This window comes from Porphyromonas sp. COT-239 OH1446 (genome assembly GCF_000768875.1).
Classification (GTDB): domain Bacteria; phylum Bacteroidota; class Bacteroidia; order Bacteroidales; family Porphyromonadaceae; genus Porphyromonas.
Genome location: NZ_JRAO01000027.1, coordinates 23733 through 39759 on the forward strand (window position 1 = coordinate 23733; position 16027 = coordinate 39759).

A 16027-nucleotide genomic window follows, 5' to 3' on the forward strand; every position below is an offset into this window, starting at 1 on the left:
CTTTATTTTAATAACTTATTATTCTGCTAACTAACTCTACGTGCTTGGTAACCGTATATATCATGAGCCTAATGGACTGCAAATGTAGTGATAAAAATCTATACCATCAAACCTACTGCGAGCCTCTTAAGTCCAACAAAGTCCTCCGAGAGCTTGCCCTGGCCACTGTGGCAGGGGGCTACTTGGGGTCTTTTGCCTATCTTTGTAGCATCATACACAATCACTATAAAACATAGGTATTTAGTCTTATGATGGATCACCCTTTGCATATTTACAATACGCTCAGCCGCACCAAAGAGGTCTTCGTCCCTGCCCAAGCCCCCAACGTCGGACTCTATGTCTGTGGCCCTACGGTCTATGGCGACGCCCATCTGGGGCATGCACGCCCAGCCATCACTTTCGACCTACTCTTTCGCTATCTGACTCACCTGGGCTACAAGGTGCGCTATGTGCGCAACATCACCGACGTAGGACACCTCGAGCAGGATGCAGACGAGGGCGAAGACAAGATCGCCAAAAAGGCTCGCCTCGAGCAGCTCGAGCCCATGGAGGTTGTCCAGCATTACCTCGTACGCTACCACAAGGCTATGGAGATGCTCGGCGTCCTACCCCCCAGCATCGAACCGATGGCCTCGGGACATATCATCGAGCAGATCGAGCTCACCAAGCGGATCATCGAAGCTGGTTACGCCTACGAGAGCAATGGCTCGGTCTACTTCGACGTGCGCCGCTACGACGCCGACTATGGCTACGGACGCCTCAGCGGACGCAACCTAGAGGACATGCAGCACACCACCCGAGAGCTAGATGGGCAGAGTGAGAAGCGATTTGCCCTAGACTTCGCCCTGTGGAAGAAAGCTCAGCCCGAGCACATCATGCGCTGGCCTAGCCCCTGGGGTGAGGGCTTCCCTGGCTGGCACTGCGAGTGCACGGCCATGGGACGCAAATATCTAGGGGAGCAGTTTGACATCCACGGCGGGGGGATGGATCTCGTCTTCCCTCATCACGAGTGTGAGATCGCCCAGGCTGTAGCCTCCCAAAAGGGGCAGCAGATGGTACGATACTGGATGCACAACAATATGATCACCATCGGGGGGCAAAAGATGGGTAAGAGCCTTGGGAACTTCATCACCCTCGAGGAGTTCTTCACCGGAGAGCATCGTCTGCTCGAGCAGGCCTTTGACCCTATGACCATCCGCTTCTTCATCCTCAGTGCGCACTATCGAGGCACAGTGGACTTCAGCAATGATGCCCTAGTGGCTGCCGAGAAAGGCCTCTGCCGACTGCTCGATGCCGCAGCATTGCTCGAGGGGCTCAGGGCCTCGACCGAGACCAGCGTTGCCGTGTCTGGGCTACGAGAGCGTTGCTATGCAGCCCTCAATGACGACCTCAATAGCCCTACGGTCATCGCCGAGCTCTTCGACGCTGCCCGAGCCATCAACACCGTCCACAACGGTCAGGGAACGATCAGTGAAAGCGATCTAGAAGAGCTCAAGAGCACCTACCGCCTCTTCTTACATGACCTGCTGGGGCTAGTCGATCGGCGCACCGCAGAGGGTGGAGCTCATGAGGCCTTCGCAGGGGCAATGGACCTACTCCTATCGCTCAGAGCCCAGGCCAAAAGCAACAAAGACTGGACTACTAGCGACCGCATCCGAGACGAACTGACAGCCCTCGGCTTCGTTATCAAAGACACCAAGGAGGGCTCGGAGTGGAAACTCAAGTAACCCCATAGCCCCCAATGGCCATGAAGCTGAGCATCATCGTCCCTGTCTACAACCGCCCCGACGAAGTGCGGGAGCTACTCGAGAGCCTTAGGGCTCAGAGAGAAGTAGACTACGAACTGATCATCGTCGAGGATGGGTCTGAGAGGACCTGCAAGCAAGAGGTAGAGCTCATGCGCCCTAACCTCAAACACATCATCTACATGGCTATCCCCAATGCAGGGCCTTCAGGAGCGCGCAACTTTGGTTCTCGGGCAGCGACAGGAGACTACCTCATCTTCCTTGACTCGGACGTTACCTTACCTGAGGGCTATCTCAAGGAGGTAGAGCATGGCATTTGCCTCGATGGCCTAGATGCTTTTGGAGGGCCAGATGCTGCATCCAAAGACTTCACCCCGATGCAGCAGGCGATCAACTATGCCATGACCTCACCACTGACCACAGGTGGCATCCGAGGAGGGAGAGCCTCGGGGATGGAGCAGTTCAAACCTCGTTCATTCAACCTCGGGTGCAGACGCAGCCTCTTCCAAAGGCTAGGGGGCTTCGACGAGGGGATGCGCTTCGGCGAGGACATAGACTTTAGCCTCCGACTGATCGCCTCGGGAGCTCGTGTGGGGCTGATCCCCAAGGCCTTCGTCTACCATAAGCGCAGGGTCGATCTAGGGAAGTTCTTCAAGCAGGTGCACAACTCAGGCATTGCACGCATCCACATAGAGACGAGGCATCCAGGCTCGACCCGCCTGGTACACTGGCTGCCTGCCCTCTTCACCCTCCTCTCTGCCCTGTGCATCCTCTCGGGACTGGGCAGTACCCTACTTCTGCTTTTGGGTATTATCCTCTTCTTCCATGCCCTAGGCTCGGGGCTAGAACCTCGGGTGGCAGGCCTCGCCGTCGTCGCCTCATTCGTGCAGCTCTGGGGCTATGGCACGGGCTTCATTCGGGCCTGGTGGGGCAAGCATGTGATGAAGGAGGGGGAGTTCACAGCCTTCAAGGACAACTTCTACCAATAACCCCTCTAGAGAAAGGACAAGAACCCCTCCCCCGAGCTGCTGATCCAAGCAATTCATGGGAGAGGCCCTTTTACACAGAGGCCTTCGGGTCTTGGGCCCAGCAAGGGAGGGCTAACGCATCTTGAGCGTTACAACCGTTAGCACGGCAAGCATGATGCCGATAAGCAGGAAGCGCATCGTGATCTTCGCCTCGGGGATCGACCGAGCAGGACGATTAAAGAGGCAAGCAATACCATCCCTTGAGTCCTTCTGGAAGTGATGATGCAGCGGGGACATCCTCAAGATGCGCCTACCCTCGCCCGTACGACGCTTCGTGTACTTGAAGTAGGCTACCTGTAGGATCACCGAGATCCCCTCGGCGATGAAGATCCCACAGAGGATCGGTAGCAGCAGCTCCTTGCGGATGATGATCGCAAAGACCCCGATAATCCCCCCGAGGGCCAGGCTACCCGTATCTCCCATAAAGACCTGAGCGGGATAGCTATTGTACCACAGGAAGCCAAACGTCGCCCCCACAAAGGCAGCCGCGAAGATCACCAGCTCCTCAGCCCCAGGGATGAACATGATATTCAGATACCCCGCCATCTCGAAGTGCGAGGACACATAGGCCAGAATCCCCAGCGCAACGCCCACAATGGCCGAAGAGCCCGAGGCCAAGCCGTCGATCCCATCCGTTAGATTGACACAATTAGAGAGCATGGTTACGACGAAGACCGTCATAATCACAAAGAGGGTCCAGCCTACAACTCGCTTGGCAGGCCCATCTATGGGCAGTACCTCAGCATAGTCGAAGTTGTTGTTCTTAACGAAAGGGATGGTTGTCTGCGTGGACTTCCTCTCCGTTTTCTCGAAGCGCACCTCTCGAACATTACCATCGCGCACGATCTCGCTATTCTCCTTGATCACCACAGCTGGACTCATATAGAGAGTGAATCCCACAATCAGTCCAAGGAGTACCTGTCCGAGGATCTTGTATCGACCTGCAAGGCCCTCCTTATTCTTGCGAAAGACCTTAATGTAGTCATCAATAAAGCCCAGTAAACCCATCAAGATCGTTGTTAGGATCATCAGGAGGATGTAGATATTATCTAGTCGAGCAAGCAGCAGTACTGGAATGAGGATAGCCAAGATAATGATTACCCCACCCATCGTAGGAGTACCACGCTTGGAGAGCTGTCCCTCGAGACCGAGATCTCGTATGCTCTCGCCTATCTGCTTACTCTGCAAGAGAGCTATAATCCTTGACCCCAAAACCGTAGAGATAAGCAGAGCAAGCAAGATAGCCAACCCTACACGAAACGAAACATACATGAACAGGCGGCTGCCTGGCACACCCCAGTCCTGGAGCAGATCGAATAAATGATATAGCATGATGATAGTCTGATGTCTTCGTTGAGATATTACTGAGATTGTACCTCGATTAGGATAAGGCCGCCCCCTCGGCCTCAATGAAGGAACGCACGACCTCTCGATCGTCGAAGGGGTGCTTCACCCCCTTAATCTCCTGATAGGTCTCATGTCCCTTGCCAGCGACGAGGATCATATCGCCTCGCTCGGCCAGCATACAAGCTGTACGGATCGCCTCGCTCCTATCGAGGATCGAGAGCACCCTCGCAGCAGCCTCGGGGGGAATTCCTCCTCGCATCTCCTGAATGATTGCAACTGGATCTTCACTTCGAGGATTATCTGAGGTCAAGATCACCCGATCGGCCAATCGAGCAGCCTCGGCCGCCATAATGGGCCTCTTGCCTCGGTCTCGATCGCCCCCACAGCCAACGACACAGACGAGGCGATGCTGGTGCCCGATAAGCGAGCGACAGGTCTGTAACACATTGACCAAAGCATCTGGCGTATGGGCATAGTCTACGACAGCAGTATAGCCTCTAGCGGAGGAGGTGAAAGTTTCGAAGCGGCCATCAACTGAGCCAAGGCGAGAGAGCAGCACAAGAGTCTCTTGACTGGGCAAGCCCAGCAAACAGGCTGCACCATAGACAGCCAAGAAGTTGTAGGCATTGAACTCCCCGATTAGTCTCGTTGTAACCTCCTGGCCATTGACCTGAAGGAGCATGGCATTGGGATAACGCTCTAGGATAGAACCCTTATAATCGGCCATGCTATGTAGGGCATAGGTGTACTTATGGGCTTGAGTGTTTTGCAGCATTACCATACCACTCTTCTCATCGAGATTGGTCAAGGCAAAGGCCGAGGCACTGAGGCCATCGAAAAAGCGTTTCTTAGCGTTGAGATAGTTAAGCACACTGTGATGATAGTCCAAGTGATCTCGGGTAAGATTGCTAAAGATCCCCCCCCTAAAGTCGACTCCTGCGATGCGCCGCTGCTCAGCGGCATGAGAGCTCACCTCCATGAAGACATGGCTACAGCCTGACTGGCGCATACGATCGAGTAGGGCTTGCAGTTCTAGAGCCCCAGGGGTTGTGTGGGTCGAGGGGATCACCTCGTCATCGATATAGTTGCAGACCGTACTCAAGAGGCCGACGCTGTAGCCCGCAGAGCGGAAGAGGCGATAGAGCAGGGTCGCAATAGTCGTCTTGCCATTAGTCCCAGTTACTCCTACAATGCTAAGGTCTCGACTGGGGTAATCGTACCAAGCCGAGGCCAAGCGTCCGAGAGCCTCTCGACTATCTGCGACGGTGATGTAGCAGTGCTGGCTCGAGGGTGAGCTCGGAAGCTCCTCGCAGAGGATGGCGGCAGCCCCTGCCTCGAGGGCCTTATCGATGTAGATATGCCCATCCTGCACCGCTCCACGGACGGCGACGAAGAGGCTCCCTGGGCGCACACGCCGAGAGTCGTCGGTGATACTAAGGATCTCGGGGTCGTAGCCTGGAGAGGAGTTCTGATGCGGCAAGCCGAGCAATAGGCGACTAAGTAGTTGGCTCATAGATCAAGCAGAGGGAGGGGATGATGATGACTATTGGAGTTGTAGACGGATCTTCGTGCCGCTGCGAGCCTTCGTCCCTGGAGCAAGAGACTGGGCTACGACCAAACCCGAACCCTCGAGCGAGCAGACATAGCCGAGCGACATTAGGCGATAAATGGCATCGGTAGCGGTCATGCCGACGACGCTGGGGATGATGCCTCGGCTCAGCTCGGGCAGTCGAGCTTCAGATCCTGAGCTCTCGATACGAACAAATTCGTCGGGGGCAATGGTCGGATCGCCCTTGTAGGAGGGTTGCAAGCGAGCGGCCACGGACTGACTCTCACCCTTGCGCCCCGTGATGGGACGGAAGCGGTGGGCCTCGAGGTTCGGCTCGGGTAAGAGGTTATCCACTGGGATGGGGGCTTCGAGAGCTAGGAGGGCCTCGGCCAGGTCTCGCACCACAGGGCCAGCCATGCTTCCCCCACTAGGCCGAAACTCTTTGGCAGGCTCTCGGATCACGACGATGCACGAGTACTTGGGGGCTTCGCTCGGGAAGTAAGCGCAGAAGGAGGCCTCATGCTTCTTGTCCGTATTCTTGTCCTTATACCCTTGTTTACCTTGAGAGATCTGTGCCGTACCGCTCTTGCCGCTGATGGCTACGAGGTCGGAGCGTAACTTGCGCCCCGTCCCCTCGAGGACGACCTGGCGCAGCATCCCCTGGATGGAGTGCAGGGTAGCGGGCGAGCAGATCGACTCGATCATGACCCGAGGCTGGATGTAGCCCATGCTATCCTTCTGCGGGTGATAGATCGAGTCCACGAGATAGGGACGCATGAAGCGGCCTGCGTTGGCGATCGCATTGTAGAAGGCCAGCGTATAGATCGGGGGGATTTGGGTCTCATAACCATGGCTCATCCAGGGCAGGGTCGTAGCAAACCAGTTCTTGGGGTTGTCAGAGCGTTTGCGAATAGATGCCCGAGCATAGCCTGGGATCTCGAGGTCGAGGTCGAGGCCGAAGCCCAGGTCTCGCACCTTCTGCACATAGTCGTCGGGGCGGGAGGCATAGCCTCGGGAGATGATCTTGGCCACCCCCACGTTGCTCGAGCGAGCAATGATCTCCCCAGGGGTAAGCTGGCGGTGGATCGAGCCGCCAGCCCCTTCATCACGAACGACAGCCCCAGCCACAGGCCAGAGGCCATTGCCCACATCAATGAGGTCTGTCTCGTGGACAATGCCATCCTCGAGGGCCACCATCATCGAAGCTACCTTGAAGGTAGAGCCTGGATCGACCAATGCCGAGACGGCATAGTTCGTCCCCTCCTCATAACGTCCATTCTTCTTTCGCTCCAAGTTCGTCAGTCCGAGGATGCGCCCCGTCTGCACCTCCATCAGAATCGCAGAGCCTCGCTCGGCTCTGAGCTCCACGAGGCGTTGGCGCAGCACTCCCTCGAGAATGTTCTGCTTGTTCATGTCGAGGGTGGTGTAGAGGTCTACGCCGTTGATGGGGGGTGTGGTCTGATCGACCACTGTACGTCCCCCATGATAGCGCGAGAGGCCCTGGCCATCTTGGCCTCGGAGCAGGCGGTCGTAGTGCAGCTCGAGACCACTACTTCCCCAGGTCAAGTCGGGCCGCTGTATAGGATATACCCCCCCGATAGTTCGCTGGGCTAGCGAGCCGAAGGGGACAATGCGCCTGAGGCGATCTGTCCGAGAGATCATCTTCAGGAGCAAGCCGCTACGATACTTCTTCTCCTTCGGATCCCAAATGCGCAGTGGGGCTCGGTTCTTGAGCCGCTGATATTCCAAAAAAGATATTTCGTTGATGAGGAGGCTACCACGCTTCCTGCGTCTCCAATCCTTGTGCCAACGGTCGAGTAACTCTCGACGGTTCAGAGCTTTTTGTCCTGGGGCAACAGTAACCTCCTCGATGAGAGCATCGGCCAGTAGGGCGAGATGCTTCTTGAGTGTATCGGCGAGCTCCTGGCTCTTCTTAGCGAGCTTGGGGTTGGCGTTTTTGACCGTATCGTCGATGTAGAGGGGGGCAAGAATATCGGCCTGGAAGTCCAACTCGAGCTTATGATGCGGGGCCATGACAGCGATAGGTCGGGCATCGCTCGAGTAGATTGTACCCCGATGGGCAGGGATCACGACCTCAGTGGGTAAGCGTAGCTGATTGCCGACCTCACGCCAGCGACGACCTTCAGAGCCGAACATCACGACCAGAATCCGAAGTAGGATGTAGAGCAGGAGGGCAAAGAAGATGCCACCCAGGAGCGTGTATCGTCCTAGGGAGTCGAGGCTGAGGCCTGAGAAGCAATGCTTGAACTTGTCGAAGAGTTTCATCGTCGTAGGGGCTTGGAGGCTAAGGAGTGGGCTATTCCCCTCTCTCGGGCTGAGGGCTCAGGAGGTAGGGAGGGCGGGTCGATCGCTCGAGGCCTAAGCCAAGTGAAGCGACCTGCTCCTCAATACTGGAGAGACGCTCCAGGCGGATACGCTCGGCAGCTGAGAAGAAGCTCTTCTTGCGCAGGAGCTCAACCTCCTCCTCGAGCTTGGCTACGACAAGGTGCTTGTCGGAGATGGTGTAGGGCCAAAGGACGGCGAAGATCCCCAAGGCGAGGAGGTAGGAGGCAAAGGGCAAGTGCCGACGCAGCCCACGGGGATCAATACCCTCGCTCCGTCCCCGCCCCCAAAGGCTAAAGGACTCCTGCTCCTCACCCACTAGGCGGGCACGGCGGCGTTGGATCTCTAGGAGCTCACGCTCGGTATCGTCCTGCTCGAGTATGGGCTCAGCGAGCTCGCTCGAGGATAGAGGCGAAGCGGGCCGAGGATCGGGGTTGGGAAAGTTTTGCTTCATAGCGGTACCATGGGACTTAGGGGGCTACGCTCAGCCAATCAGTCGGGCGATGCGCAGCTTGGCACTGCGGGCTCGGGGATTGTGGGCAACCTCCTCCGCACTTGGGGTAATAGGCTTGCGAGAGACCATCTGCCACAGCGGCGTCTCTCGCCCATAGATCTGCGCCTCGGGGCTGGTGTCAGCTCTGCCCGAGCGCAGGAAGTTCTTGACCAGTCGATCCTCTAGCGAGTGATAGGTCATCACCACGAGCAGGCCTCCGGGGCGCAGGACGAGGCGGGTGGCCTCGAGCATCTCACGCAGGGCTCCGAGCTCGTCATTGACCTCGATGCGCAGGGCCTGGAAGATGCAGCTCAGCTCCTTCTTCTCCTGCTTCGGATGAACGAGAGGACGCACCACAGCGAGCAAATCTCCGATGGTACACAGCTCTCGTGCACTGCGCGCCTCGCAGATACGTCGGGCGATCTGTCGGCTCTGGCGCAGCTCTCCATACTCATAGAGCAAGTTAGCCAAACGCTCCTCCTCGTAGGTATTGATTACCTCTCGAGCCGAGATCCCGCTGCGAGTATTCATCCGCATATCCAGCAGCGGGGCTTCGTCCCTAAAGCTAAAGCCTCGGGAGGCATCGTCGAAGTGGTGCGAAGAAACTCCGAGGTCAGCGAGGATGGCATCGACTGCTCCGAGCTCACCGTAGTAGTCCATGAAGCGAGCTAGGTGACGAAAGTTCGCCGCCACGAAGGTGAACTGCTCGCTCGGACGAATATTGGCCATCGCATCGGGGTCTTGGTCAAAGGAATAGAGCCGCCCACCCTCGCCCAAATGGGAGAGAATGGCGGCCGAATGTCCGCCACCACCGAAGGTTACATCCACATAGCACCCCTCGGGGTCTATGCACATCGCCTCGATACACTCCGAGAGCATAACAGGGATGTGATATGTCTGATCTGTAGGCATATTCACTCTGAGAAGAGGGGCGTTATAAAATACTAAATACTGAGATGGACAAAGTTAAGATATAATCACTATACCGCCAACCACGGACAAGGAGATTATTTCGTCCCCAGGGGCTGAGCTCGACGAAACGGATGCCGCAGCCCTCGAGGGGGCGATGGGGAAACTCTACTTGGGGGAAAATGATACTTGGATAGAAGCTTGACGGAGATCTCAGTAAGAGCTCCATAGAGGCCCAAGTAGGCACTCGATAGAGATATAAGTAGGAGCTCCGCAGAGACCCAAGTAGGCACTCGATAGAGATATAAGTAGGAGCTCCACAGAGACCCAAGTAGGCACTCGATAGAGATACAAGTAGGAGCTCCGCAGAGACCCAAGTAGGCACTCGATAGAGATACAAGTAGGAACTAGGAGGGAGGGGGGCTATAGAGACATAGAAAAAAGAGCGGGAGCGGCGAAGCCTATTGCTTCGTCGCCCCCGCTTAGGTTATTGTGGTATCGAGGGAGGTGCACCTGCCCCTACCTCATCGGCAGGAGGGCAGGGGCTAGGCCCATCGAATGCTCTGTCTACTGGGCAGCGTCTACACGCTCACCTGTCGAAGAGACGGCCACCACCTTGTACTTATCTTTCGACCACTGAATCGAATCGGGAAGATAGAGCTTAGGTTTATCTGAGGCCTCGAGGATACCATCGCCAACATAGACGACCTTACCACTATCCTTTTCAATCACCTCAAAGACAACAACATTCTTCCATCCAGTAAGGGTAACGACACCATTATCAACGGTGTATTTACCAGCAACCACCTTGGGATTGGTCTTGAAGAGCGGATAGTTCACGTCGGTGATGTACTCGATGGGAATATTTCCGAGCTTAGGTAGCTTGAGATCTGCAATGCGCTTCTTCACCTCAGCAACACGAGCCTCGGAGACCTCAAGTCTTCCCTCTCCATAGTCGTTGACAACCTTATTCACAGGGCGCAGGAAGCCCCACTTAACGAAGAAGTCGGTCATATCGTAGCCCGAGATGAGAGACACCGCATAGGCGAACTCCGTCTGGTGATGACCATGCTGAGGTCGGGGAGCACTATCGTGCGTGCGGAAGTATTCGTAGAGGTCAGGGTAGAAGCCACCCTTGTCGCCACCAGGCTGGAGCGAGGGCGTACGTCCGAGTACCTTACCGAAGTAGAGCTCGAGCTGCCAGAAGGGGATCAGCTGAACGAATACATCCGACTTGCGCAAGTTCTGTCCCGAAGTCTTGTCATCATCAGGGCCGTAAGAGTGTGGCAACTCGGGGATGATGATCTCATTCCAAGCCTTAGTGTAACGGTTGTGCGGACGAGCAGAGTTCATATTCTCTACCTGTACACGACAGGGGTGATTGAAGACCGTTGTCTGTACATAGGCGGACTTGATGTTCACCGTACACTCGGTCATCCCGATCCACATCATTCCTGGACGTGTCTGATTCATATGGCCGATCTCATGGGCTGGCCCCCAGATACTCACACCCTCGATGGAGAGTACCTCCTTGGCCGTAGTAACGTTGTAGCCCGTGTGATAAGAAGTAGCATACATATACTGATGATACATTACATGCATGTACATACGATTGGCAAAGGGTCTGCGACCCTTCTGATAGAGCCCCAACAGATGCATCTCAGCATCGACGACTGCATCATATTTCTTAGCTAGAGCCTCTCCACTGGGGACAAACTCCTTATACGAACTGGTTGGGAAAGTCAGGTGTACGAACTTACCCAGCACATCGAAGTAGGGATCAACAGCCTTGTCCAGGAGCTCCTTCCAGCGACCCTTATGCTCTGGCTTCTCGTTGTCGTAGTAGCCATTGACACGACCACTGGCAAAGTGCATCTTGATGGGTTTGGCCGTCTCTGCTGCCTCGAGTGTGCTGGTGTGATACATCACATAAACGAGACCAGGTCTGGTCATGCGAATCTTATTCACCCCCTTGTGTAGCGGATAGGTGATACCATCGCCGAAACCATCACCACCAGGCTTGTTGAGATTTTGCACACGGATTGCAAGGCGATCATGACCGTGAGTTTCACCGACGAAAATTACCAGATCTTCATTCTCCTTGACCGAGATCCCTGTAGGATTGTCTAGGAGCGAATAGGGATTCGTCTTATGCGTGGCCGACATGATCCGAGGATCGGCCCAAGCCTTGAACTCTGCCACACGAAACTCTCGATCGTACCTATCCTTGAGCATATGATAGGCCAAATTGCGATAGAAAGGGTACTTGCACGCCTTCACATCCTCCTCCGTAATGCCAGGTTTGAGGTCTGTACAAAGCTCATCAGTGAAGAGGCTCTTGTAATCGAAGGCATCTGGACGCTTGGCGTAAAACTCCATCTCCGAGCAGGCTGCAAAGCCTTGACCATCTCCAGAACCACTCTTGACAACAAAACGGAAATGTTTGGCACGTATAGGCCCCCCTGCAAACTCTACTCGCGCAGGCTCTTTCGTTCCACCGAAATCCCTCTCAACAAGATCCTTATACTCGACACCATCGAGACTATAGGCAATAGCTACTCGGCGAAAGTTACCATTATCATTGCCCTTCTTACGAGGATGATAGATCAGATAATCTACCTCCGACTCATTCTCCAACGTATAGGTCAGGGTAATAGGGAAATAACCCTCCCCACCATTGCTCCAATTAGAGTGATAAATCGTCTCGTAGTTGTTGTCGAAGGAGTTCTCGATCTCTCCTCCATTGGACTGATAAGAGGTTGCAGTACCACGCACTACCTTGAGCTTGAGATCGCCCTTGATGTCGTCTGCATTAGAGGGGTCATAGTTAGAGATACCCTTCTGTGTCACAGCAATACGGACTGTCGTAGGGGCAGTCTGACCCTCAGATAGAGTGCTCGAAATTACCTCGATATTCTCCGTCCGAGGCTGATCTGATGGGTTAGGCTCAGCTACATAGTCAAACTTTAGCTTCTTCAGCTCCGCAGAGCGAGATTCGGAGGGCTTCACAATCCAGGAAGGGAGCTTGAGAGTAACATCAACATTGGTCGTAACGACAAAGTCAAGCCCGCCACCAGCTGCACTAACCATGAGGATCTGACGGTCTACAAGAATAGTAGGTTCACTACCCAACTGGCGAACTGTAATCGTCTTAACAATCTCTCCGAAGGTTAGAGTAATCTTGGCCTGACGGATCTTGAAGTCTGTGCTCCGATCTAACTGGATGTGGAGCACCTTGCCCGAGCGACGAACGTGGCACCATGATTCACTACTCTTAGCCGTCCAGTAATCTACATTGGTGCGGATAGATATCGAGCGAGGGCTCGTCTCGTCGCTCTTGAAGTCTATGACATCCTTCGGGATCTCAACATAGGGAGCGTCGGGCTTGCTGCCCCCGCCATTATCCTTCTTGCAAGAGTAGAGAATACCAGCTGTCAGGACGAGCGAGAGGGTAACAAAAAGAGAAATAAAATACTTGTTCATGAGTTGCTTGATTTAGACAAGGCGAAGGCCAGAGTAGCCCTAAGTCCGGGGCTTACCTTGACCTTCGCCTTACATATTATATACCAGGCACAGAGGAGCTCGTCCTCCGATCAATAGAGAGACCTAGATCTCTACCGTCTCACCTGTCTCAGGGTCGAAGCTATTGAGCTTATAAGTCCAAGCTCTCAGCTCTGCGAGTGTAGGCCAGTTCTTACCGCTATGTAGGGTATGGATCTCAATCCATACGTAAACAAAGGGCTCATCGAGCTGTACCACAGGGCTATTCCACTCTGAACCATTCGTGTTAGCAGGGCCACTGGCATACTCAGCTACCTTGACGGCATTGTGCTGGCTAGGATTCTTCACATTTTCTTCGCTGAATGTATTGCTGACGAGGAAATTGAAGGTCTTAGGAGCATCAGCAGCCTTATTGTGGCGAGCCTTCATGAAGATCTTAAAGGCACGAGTAGGTTGCTCGAGCTTAAGCACAATGTAGTGAGGCATCGGGCCATTACCACCATTGTACCACTGCCCGTGGTAGTAGGTGTTGGGGTTGCCATCGAAGAGCTCTGCCAGAGAACCCTCACCCACCTGCAGGGTAGATACCCAAACAGACTTACCCTCACCATCGGCTACGAAAGTCTGAGCCTTCTCGCTCTGAAGGTTTACCTTAATTGTCTTGGGTAGAGGCTGAGCTGCTGCGCTCACCGTGTGAGACTTACCCTCTACTCCAGTCTTGCTTACAGGCGTTAGTGTGAAGGCGATCTCACCATAACGACCGAGCAGACCATCGATGAGGATATAGTCAGCATGAATACTGGCTAGACGAACGATCTGCTTCTTGGTCTCAGGATGGATGAATGTAACACGCACATACTTGTGGTTGGCGTTAGCAGGGTTAGTCCAAGAGATCTTCACTGCACCTGGAGAGCTCTCGGTAGTAAAGCTAGAGGCTTCGATAGCAGTAGGAGCTGGCCCCTTGTCATCATCCTTACAGCTAGTCAGAGACGTAAGCCCTAGGACGCCCACGAGGGCATACATAAATATCTTTTTCATAATCTATTTGATGTACTTTGATAGTTTAACTAGTTACCTCATCCTCATTCCTCGAGTGGGAGACAGTATCGCCACCCACTCAAGGACGAAGACGAGAGCTAAATTAGTAACCAGGGTTATTTACAAGCTTAGGCACCTTATTAATATCCTCCAGAGGGATAGGCAAGAGGTAGTGAGCCTTCTTGTCGAACGCACGCTCCACATCGATTGTGGTGAGCTTGAAGAATTCATCTTCCGTTACACCAAGGATATTCATACCTTCGGGCTTCTTATCAAAGGCATCCCCAGCCAAAAGCCAACGACGCATATCCCAGAAGTTCTGGTTCTCAAGATAGAACTCGACCTGACGCTCCTGGCGCACGATCTGACGAAGCTTGTTCTGGTCAAGGGCTACACCAGCTAGAGCCCAAGAATCCTCTACAGTAGGAATACCTGCACGAGTACGCACACGATTGAGGTAGCTCTTAGCCTCGCCAAGCTCGTTGGTCTCTACAGCAGCCTCAGCATAGAGGAGATAGAGATCAGCCAAGCGCATTACAGACCAAGGGAATCGCTCATGGGGAGGGTACTCTCTGTCCTTAACGATGGCAGGAGAGCAAGCCTTCTTGTTGAGGTAGCCACCAGGAGTATAGTTATTAGGTCTAGGAGAGGTCCCATGAGCCTGACGACCCTGATTGCCTCTAAAGGTGAAGTCCATAATCACTCGACCATTCTCTCCTGGGTTACGATACCCTCTAGCAGGGTTATACACCTGGTCATTGAGAGCCTTGATCTCATAGTAACCTCCCTGGAAGGCAATCCATGCACGGAAACGAGGCTCACGATCGAGGTTGAAGCGTATCGTCTTCTTACCCTTAACAGCCTGGTCTGCATATTCATCCCCAATGGCTACAATCTCAAACTTGTCGAGGTTCTTGAATTCGGGGTCTTCATCCCAAGGAAGTCCATTCTTGGTGTAGAAGCGATTGAGCATTGCCCAAGTAGGACAGATACCCGTAGATCCAGCCTCAGCCTGGTCTCCAGAGCGAGGGGTAGACTTGAAGGGCACGTCATAGAAGCCAGGGCCACGAGTGTCGGCGAAGATCACCTCAGTGTGAGGAGTATCCCAGTCTACAAGCAGGGTGCGCACACGACGCTCAGGGCCCTTAAGGGGCCACTTATTGTCAGCGATCTTCCAGTCGTCGGTCATGTAGAGGGCATAGCCAGCAGCTTCGGCAGCATCGATGGCCTCCTTAACAGCCACCTTGGCTCTTACCCACTTCTGAGGGTCATAGCTCATGGGCATGAGCTGATTTCCTTCCTTATCTTTGAAGTCAGCATACATGGGGTTACCATTGAAGAGAGGCGAAGCAGCGTAAACGAGGAGCTTGGCTTTGAAGGCCTTAGCAGCAGTAGAGGTAGCTAGACCAAAGTGCTTACGCTCAGAGAGAGGACGATTCGTATCTCCCGTACCATCTCGGCGAGCGGGCAGCCCCTTAGCAGCTTCGTCGAACTGCTCCACGACCCAATTAACACACTCATCGTAGGGAGAGCGACCAGGATAATCACCTGGCTTCATGTTGATGTTAGGGGTCTCCTTTACGAGAGTTACAGGGCCATAAGAGCGGATCAGCTCATAGTGGTAATAAGCGATCAGGAAGCGAACCTGAGCCTTATAGTCTGCCTTCTCAGCCTCGGTCGTCTCGTCTGGATTGATCTTATCGATTACATCAAGGAACATATAGCACTGACGAATACCACGGAAGAGGCTATTCCAGTATGAGATGACCGTATTGGAGGAAGTGTACTTCCCCTTAGGGAATCCAGCGAAAGTCTCATGTTCAAAAGGAGTTACGACCTCATCTCCAGTCAACAAGTCAAGCCCACCAGGGGTACTAGCCGCATTGGGTAGGTAAGCATAGCAAGAGTAGAGGTAACGGATCGCCTTATCACGGTCCGCATAGGTATCCTCCTCCTTGGTGCGCTCATCGGGCACCACATCAAGGAAACTGTTACAGGAGGTAAATCCTGATACGAGTACTAGCGTAAGGGCTAGTGCCTTATATATTGCTTTCATTGTGATAATCTCTATTTA

The 16027-nt window shown here is 54.1% G+C and carries 10 protein-coding genes; 2 read left to right on the forward strand and 8 right to left on the reverse strand.

Features of this window, described 5'->3' with window-relative positions; translation table 11 throughout:
* The first annotated feature begins 251 nt into the window (after positions 1-251).
* A complete protein-coding gene (gene cysS / locus HQ37_RS05785; RefSeq protein WP_036881547.1) occupies positions 252-1727 on the forward strand; it encodes a cysteine--tRNA ligase in 1476 nt (491 codons plus the stop codon).
* 20 nt (positions 1728-1747) lie between these two features.
* A complete protein-coding gene (locus HQ37_RS05790) occupies positions 1748-2734 on the forward strand; it encodes a glycosyltransferase (protein WP_036881550.1) in 987 nt (328 codons plus the stop codon).
* 111 nt (positions 2735-2845) lie between these two features.
* On the opposite strand, the gene mraY is transcribed toward HQ37_RS05790, so the two are convergent.
* The 8 genes from mraY to HQ37_RS05830 all read right to left on the reverse strand — a co-directional run bounded on the left by mraY (position 2846) and on the right by HQ37_RS05830 (position 16009).
* On the reverse strand, positions 2846-4105 hold the full coding sequence (gene mraY / locus HQ37_RS05795; RefSeq protein ID WP_036881405.1) for a phospho-N-acetylmuramoyl-pentapeptide-transferase: 1260 nt from the start codon (positions 4103-4105) through the stop codon (positions 2846-2848).
* A 49-nt stretch (positions 4106-4154) separates the two neighbouring features.
* Positions 4155-5633: a UDP-N-acetylmuramoyl-L-alanyl-D-glutamate--2,6-diaminopimelate ligase gene (locus HQ37_RS05800; RefSeq protein ID WP_081951784.1), complete on the reverse strand. Its 1479-nt coding sequence runs from the start codon at positions 5631-5633 to the stop codon at positions 4155-4157.
* Positions 5634-5663: 30 nt separating this feature from the next.
* Entirely contained in the window at positions 5664-7955 is a 2292-nt protein-coding gene (locus tag HQ37_RS05805; protein WP_052080806.1) for a penicillin-binding protein, read from the reverse strand.
* 31 nt (positions 7956-7986) lie between these two features.
* Positions 7987-8466: an FtsL-like putative cell division protein gene (locus HQ37_RS05810; RefSeq protein ID WP_036881407.1), complete on the reverse strand. Its 480-nt coding sequence runs from the start codon at positions 8464-8466 to the stop codon at positions 7987-7989.
* Between the two features lie 30 nt (positions 8467-8496).
* Entirely contained in the window at positions 8497-9417 is a 921-nt protein-coding gene (gene rsmH / locus HQ37_RS05815) for a 16S rRNA (cytosine(1402)-N(4))-methyltransferase RsmH (RefSeq protein ID WP_036881409.1), read from the reverse strand.
* A 564-nt stretch (positions 9418-9981) separates the two neighbouring features.
* The gene (locus HQ37_RS05820) at positions 9982-12897 is read right to left on the reverse strand and encodes a M60 family metallopeptidase (protein WP_036881410.1); all 2916 of its coding nucleotides are present in this window, start codon (positions 12895-12897) and stop codon (positions 9982-9984) included.
* 123 nt (positions 12898-13020) lie between these two features.
* Complete coding sequence (locus tag HQ37_RS05825; protein ID WP_036881412.1) at positions 13021-13953, reverse strand: DUF4959 domain-containing protein; 933 nt, start codon at positions 13951-13953, stop codon at positions 13021-13023.
* Positions 13954-14056: 103 nt separating this feature from the next.
* Positions 14057-16009, reverse strand: a complete 1953-nt coding sequence (locus HQ37_RS05830; RefSeq protein WP_036881414.1) for a RagB/SusD family nutrient uptake outer membrane protein — start codon at positions 16007-16009, stop codon at positions 14057-14059.
* Positions 16010-16027: the final 18 nt, after the last annotated feature.

Coding starts and splice junctions, on each gene's coding strand:
- HQ37_RS05830 (WP_036881414.1), bottom strand. CDS start 16,009: ATGAAAGCAATATATAAGGCACTAGCCCTTACGCTAGTACTCGTATCA.
- mraY (WP_036881405.1), bottom strand. CDS start 4,105: ATGCTATATCATTTATTCGATCTGCTCCAGGACTGGGGTGTGCCAGGC.
- HQ37_RS05810 (WP_036881407.1), bottom strand. CDS start 8,466: ATGAAGCAAAACTTTCCCAACCCCGATCCTCGGCCCGCTTCGCCTCTA.
- rsmH (WP_036881409.1), bottom strand. CDS start 9,417: ATGCCTACAGATCAGACATATCACATCCCTGTTATGCTCTCGGAGTGT.
- HQ37_RS05790 (WP_036881550.1), top strand. CDS start 1,748: ATGAAGCTGAGCATCATCGTCCCTGTCTACAACCGCCCCGACGAAGTG.
- HQ37_RS05825 (WP_036881412.1), bottom strand. CDS start 13,953: ATGAAAAAGATATTTATGTATGCCCTCGTGGGCGTCCTAGGGCTTACG.
- HQ37_RS05800 (WP_081951784.1), bottom strand. CDS start 5,633: ATGAGCCAACTACTTAGTCGCCTATTGCTCGGCTTGCCGCATCAGAAC.
- HQ37_RS05820 (WP_036881410.1), bottom strand. CDS start 12,897: ATGAACAAGTATTTTATTTCTCTTTTTGTTACCCTCTCGCTCGTCCTG.
- cysS (WP_036881547.1), top strand. CDS start 252: ATGGATCACCCTTTGCATATTTACAATACGCTCAGCCGCACCAAAGAG.
- HQ37_RS05805 (WP_052080806.1), bottom strand. CDS start 7,955: ATGAAACTCTTCGACAAGTTCAAGCATTGCTTCTCAGGCCTCAGCCTC.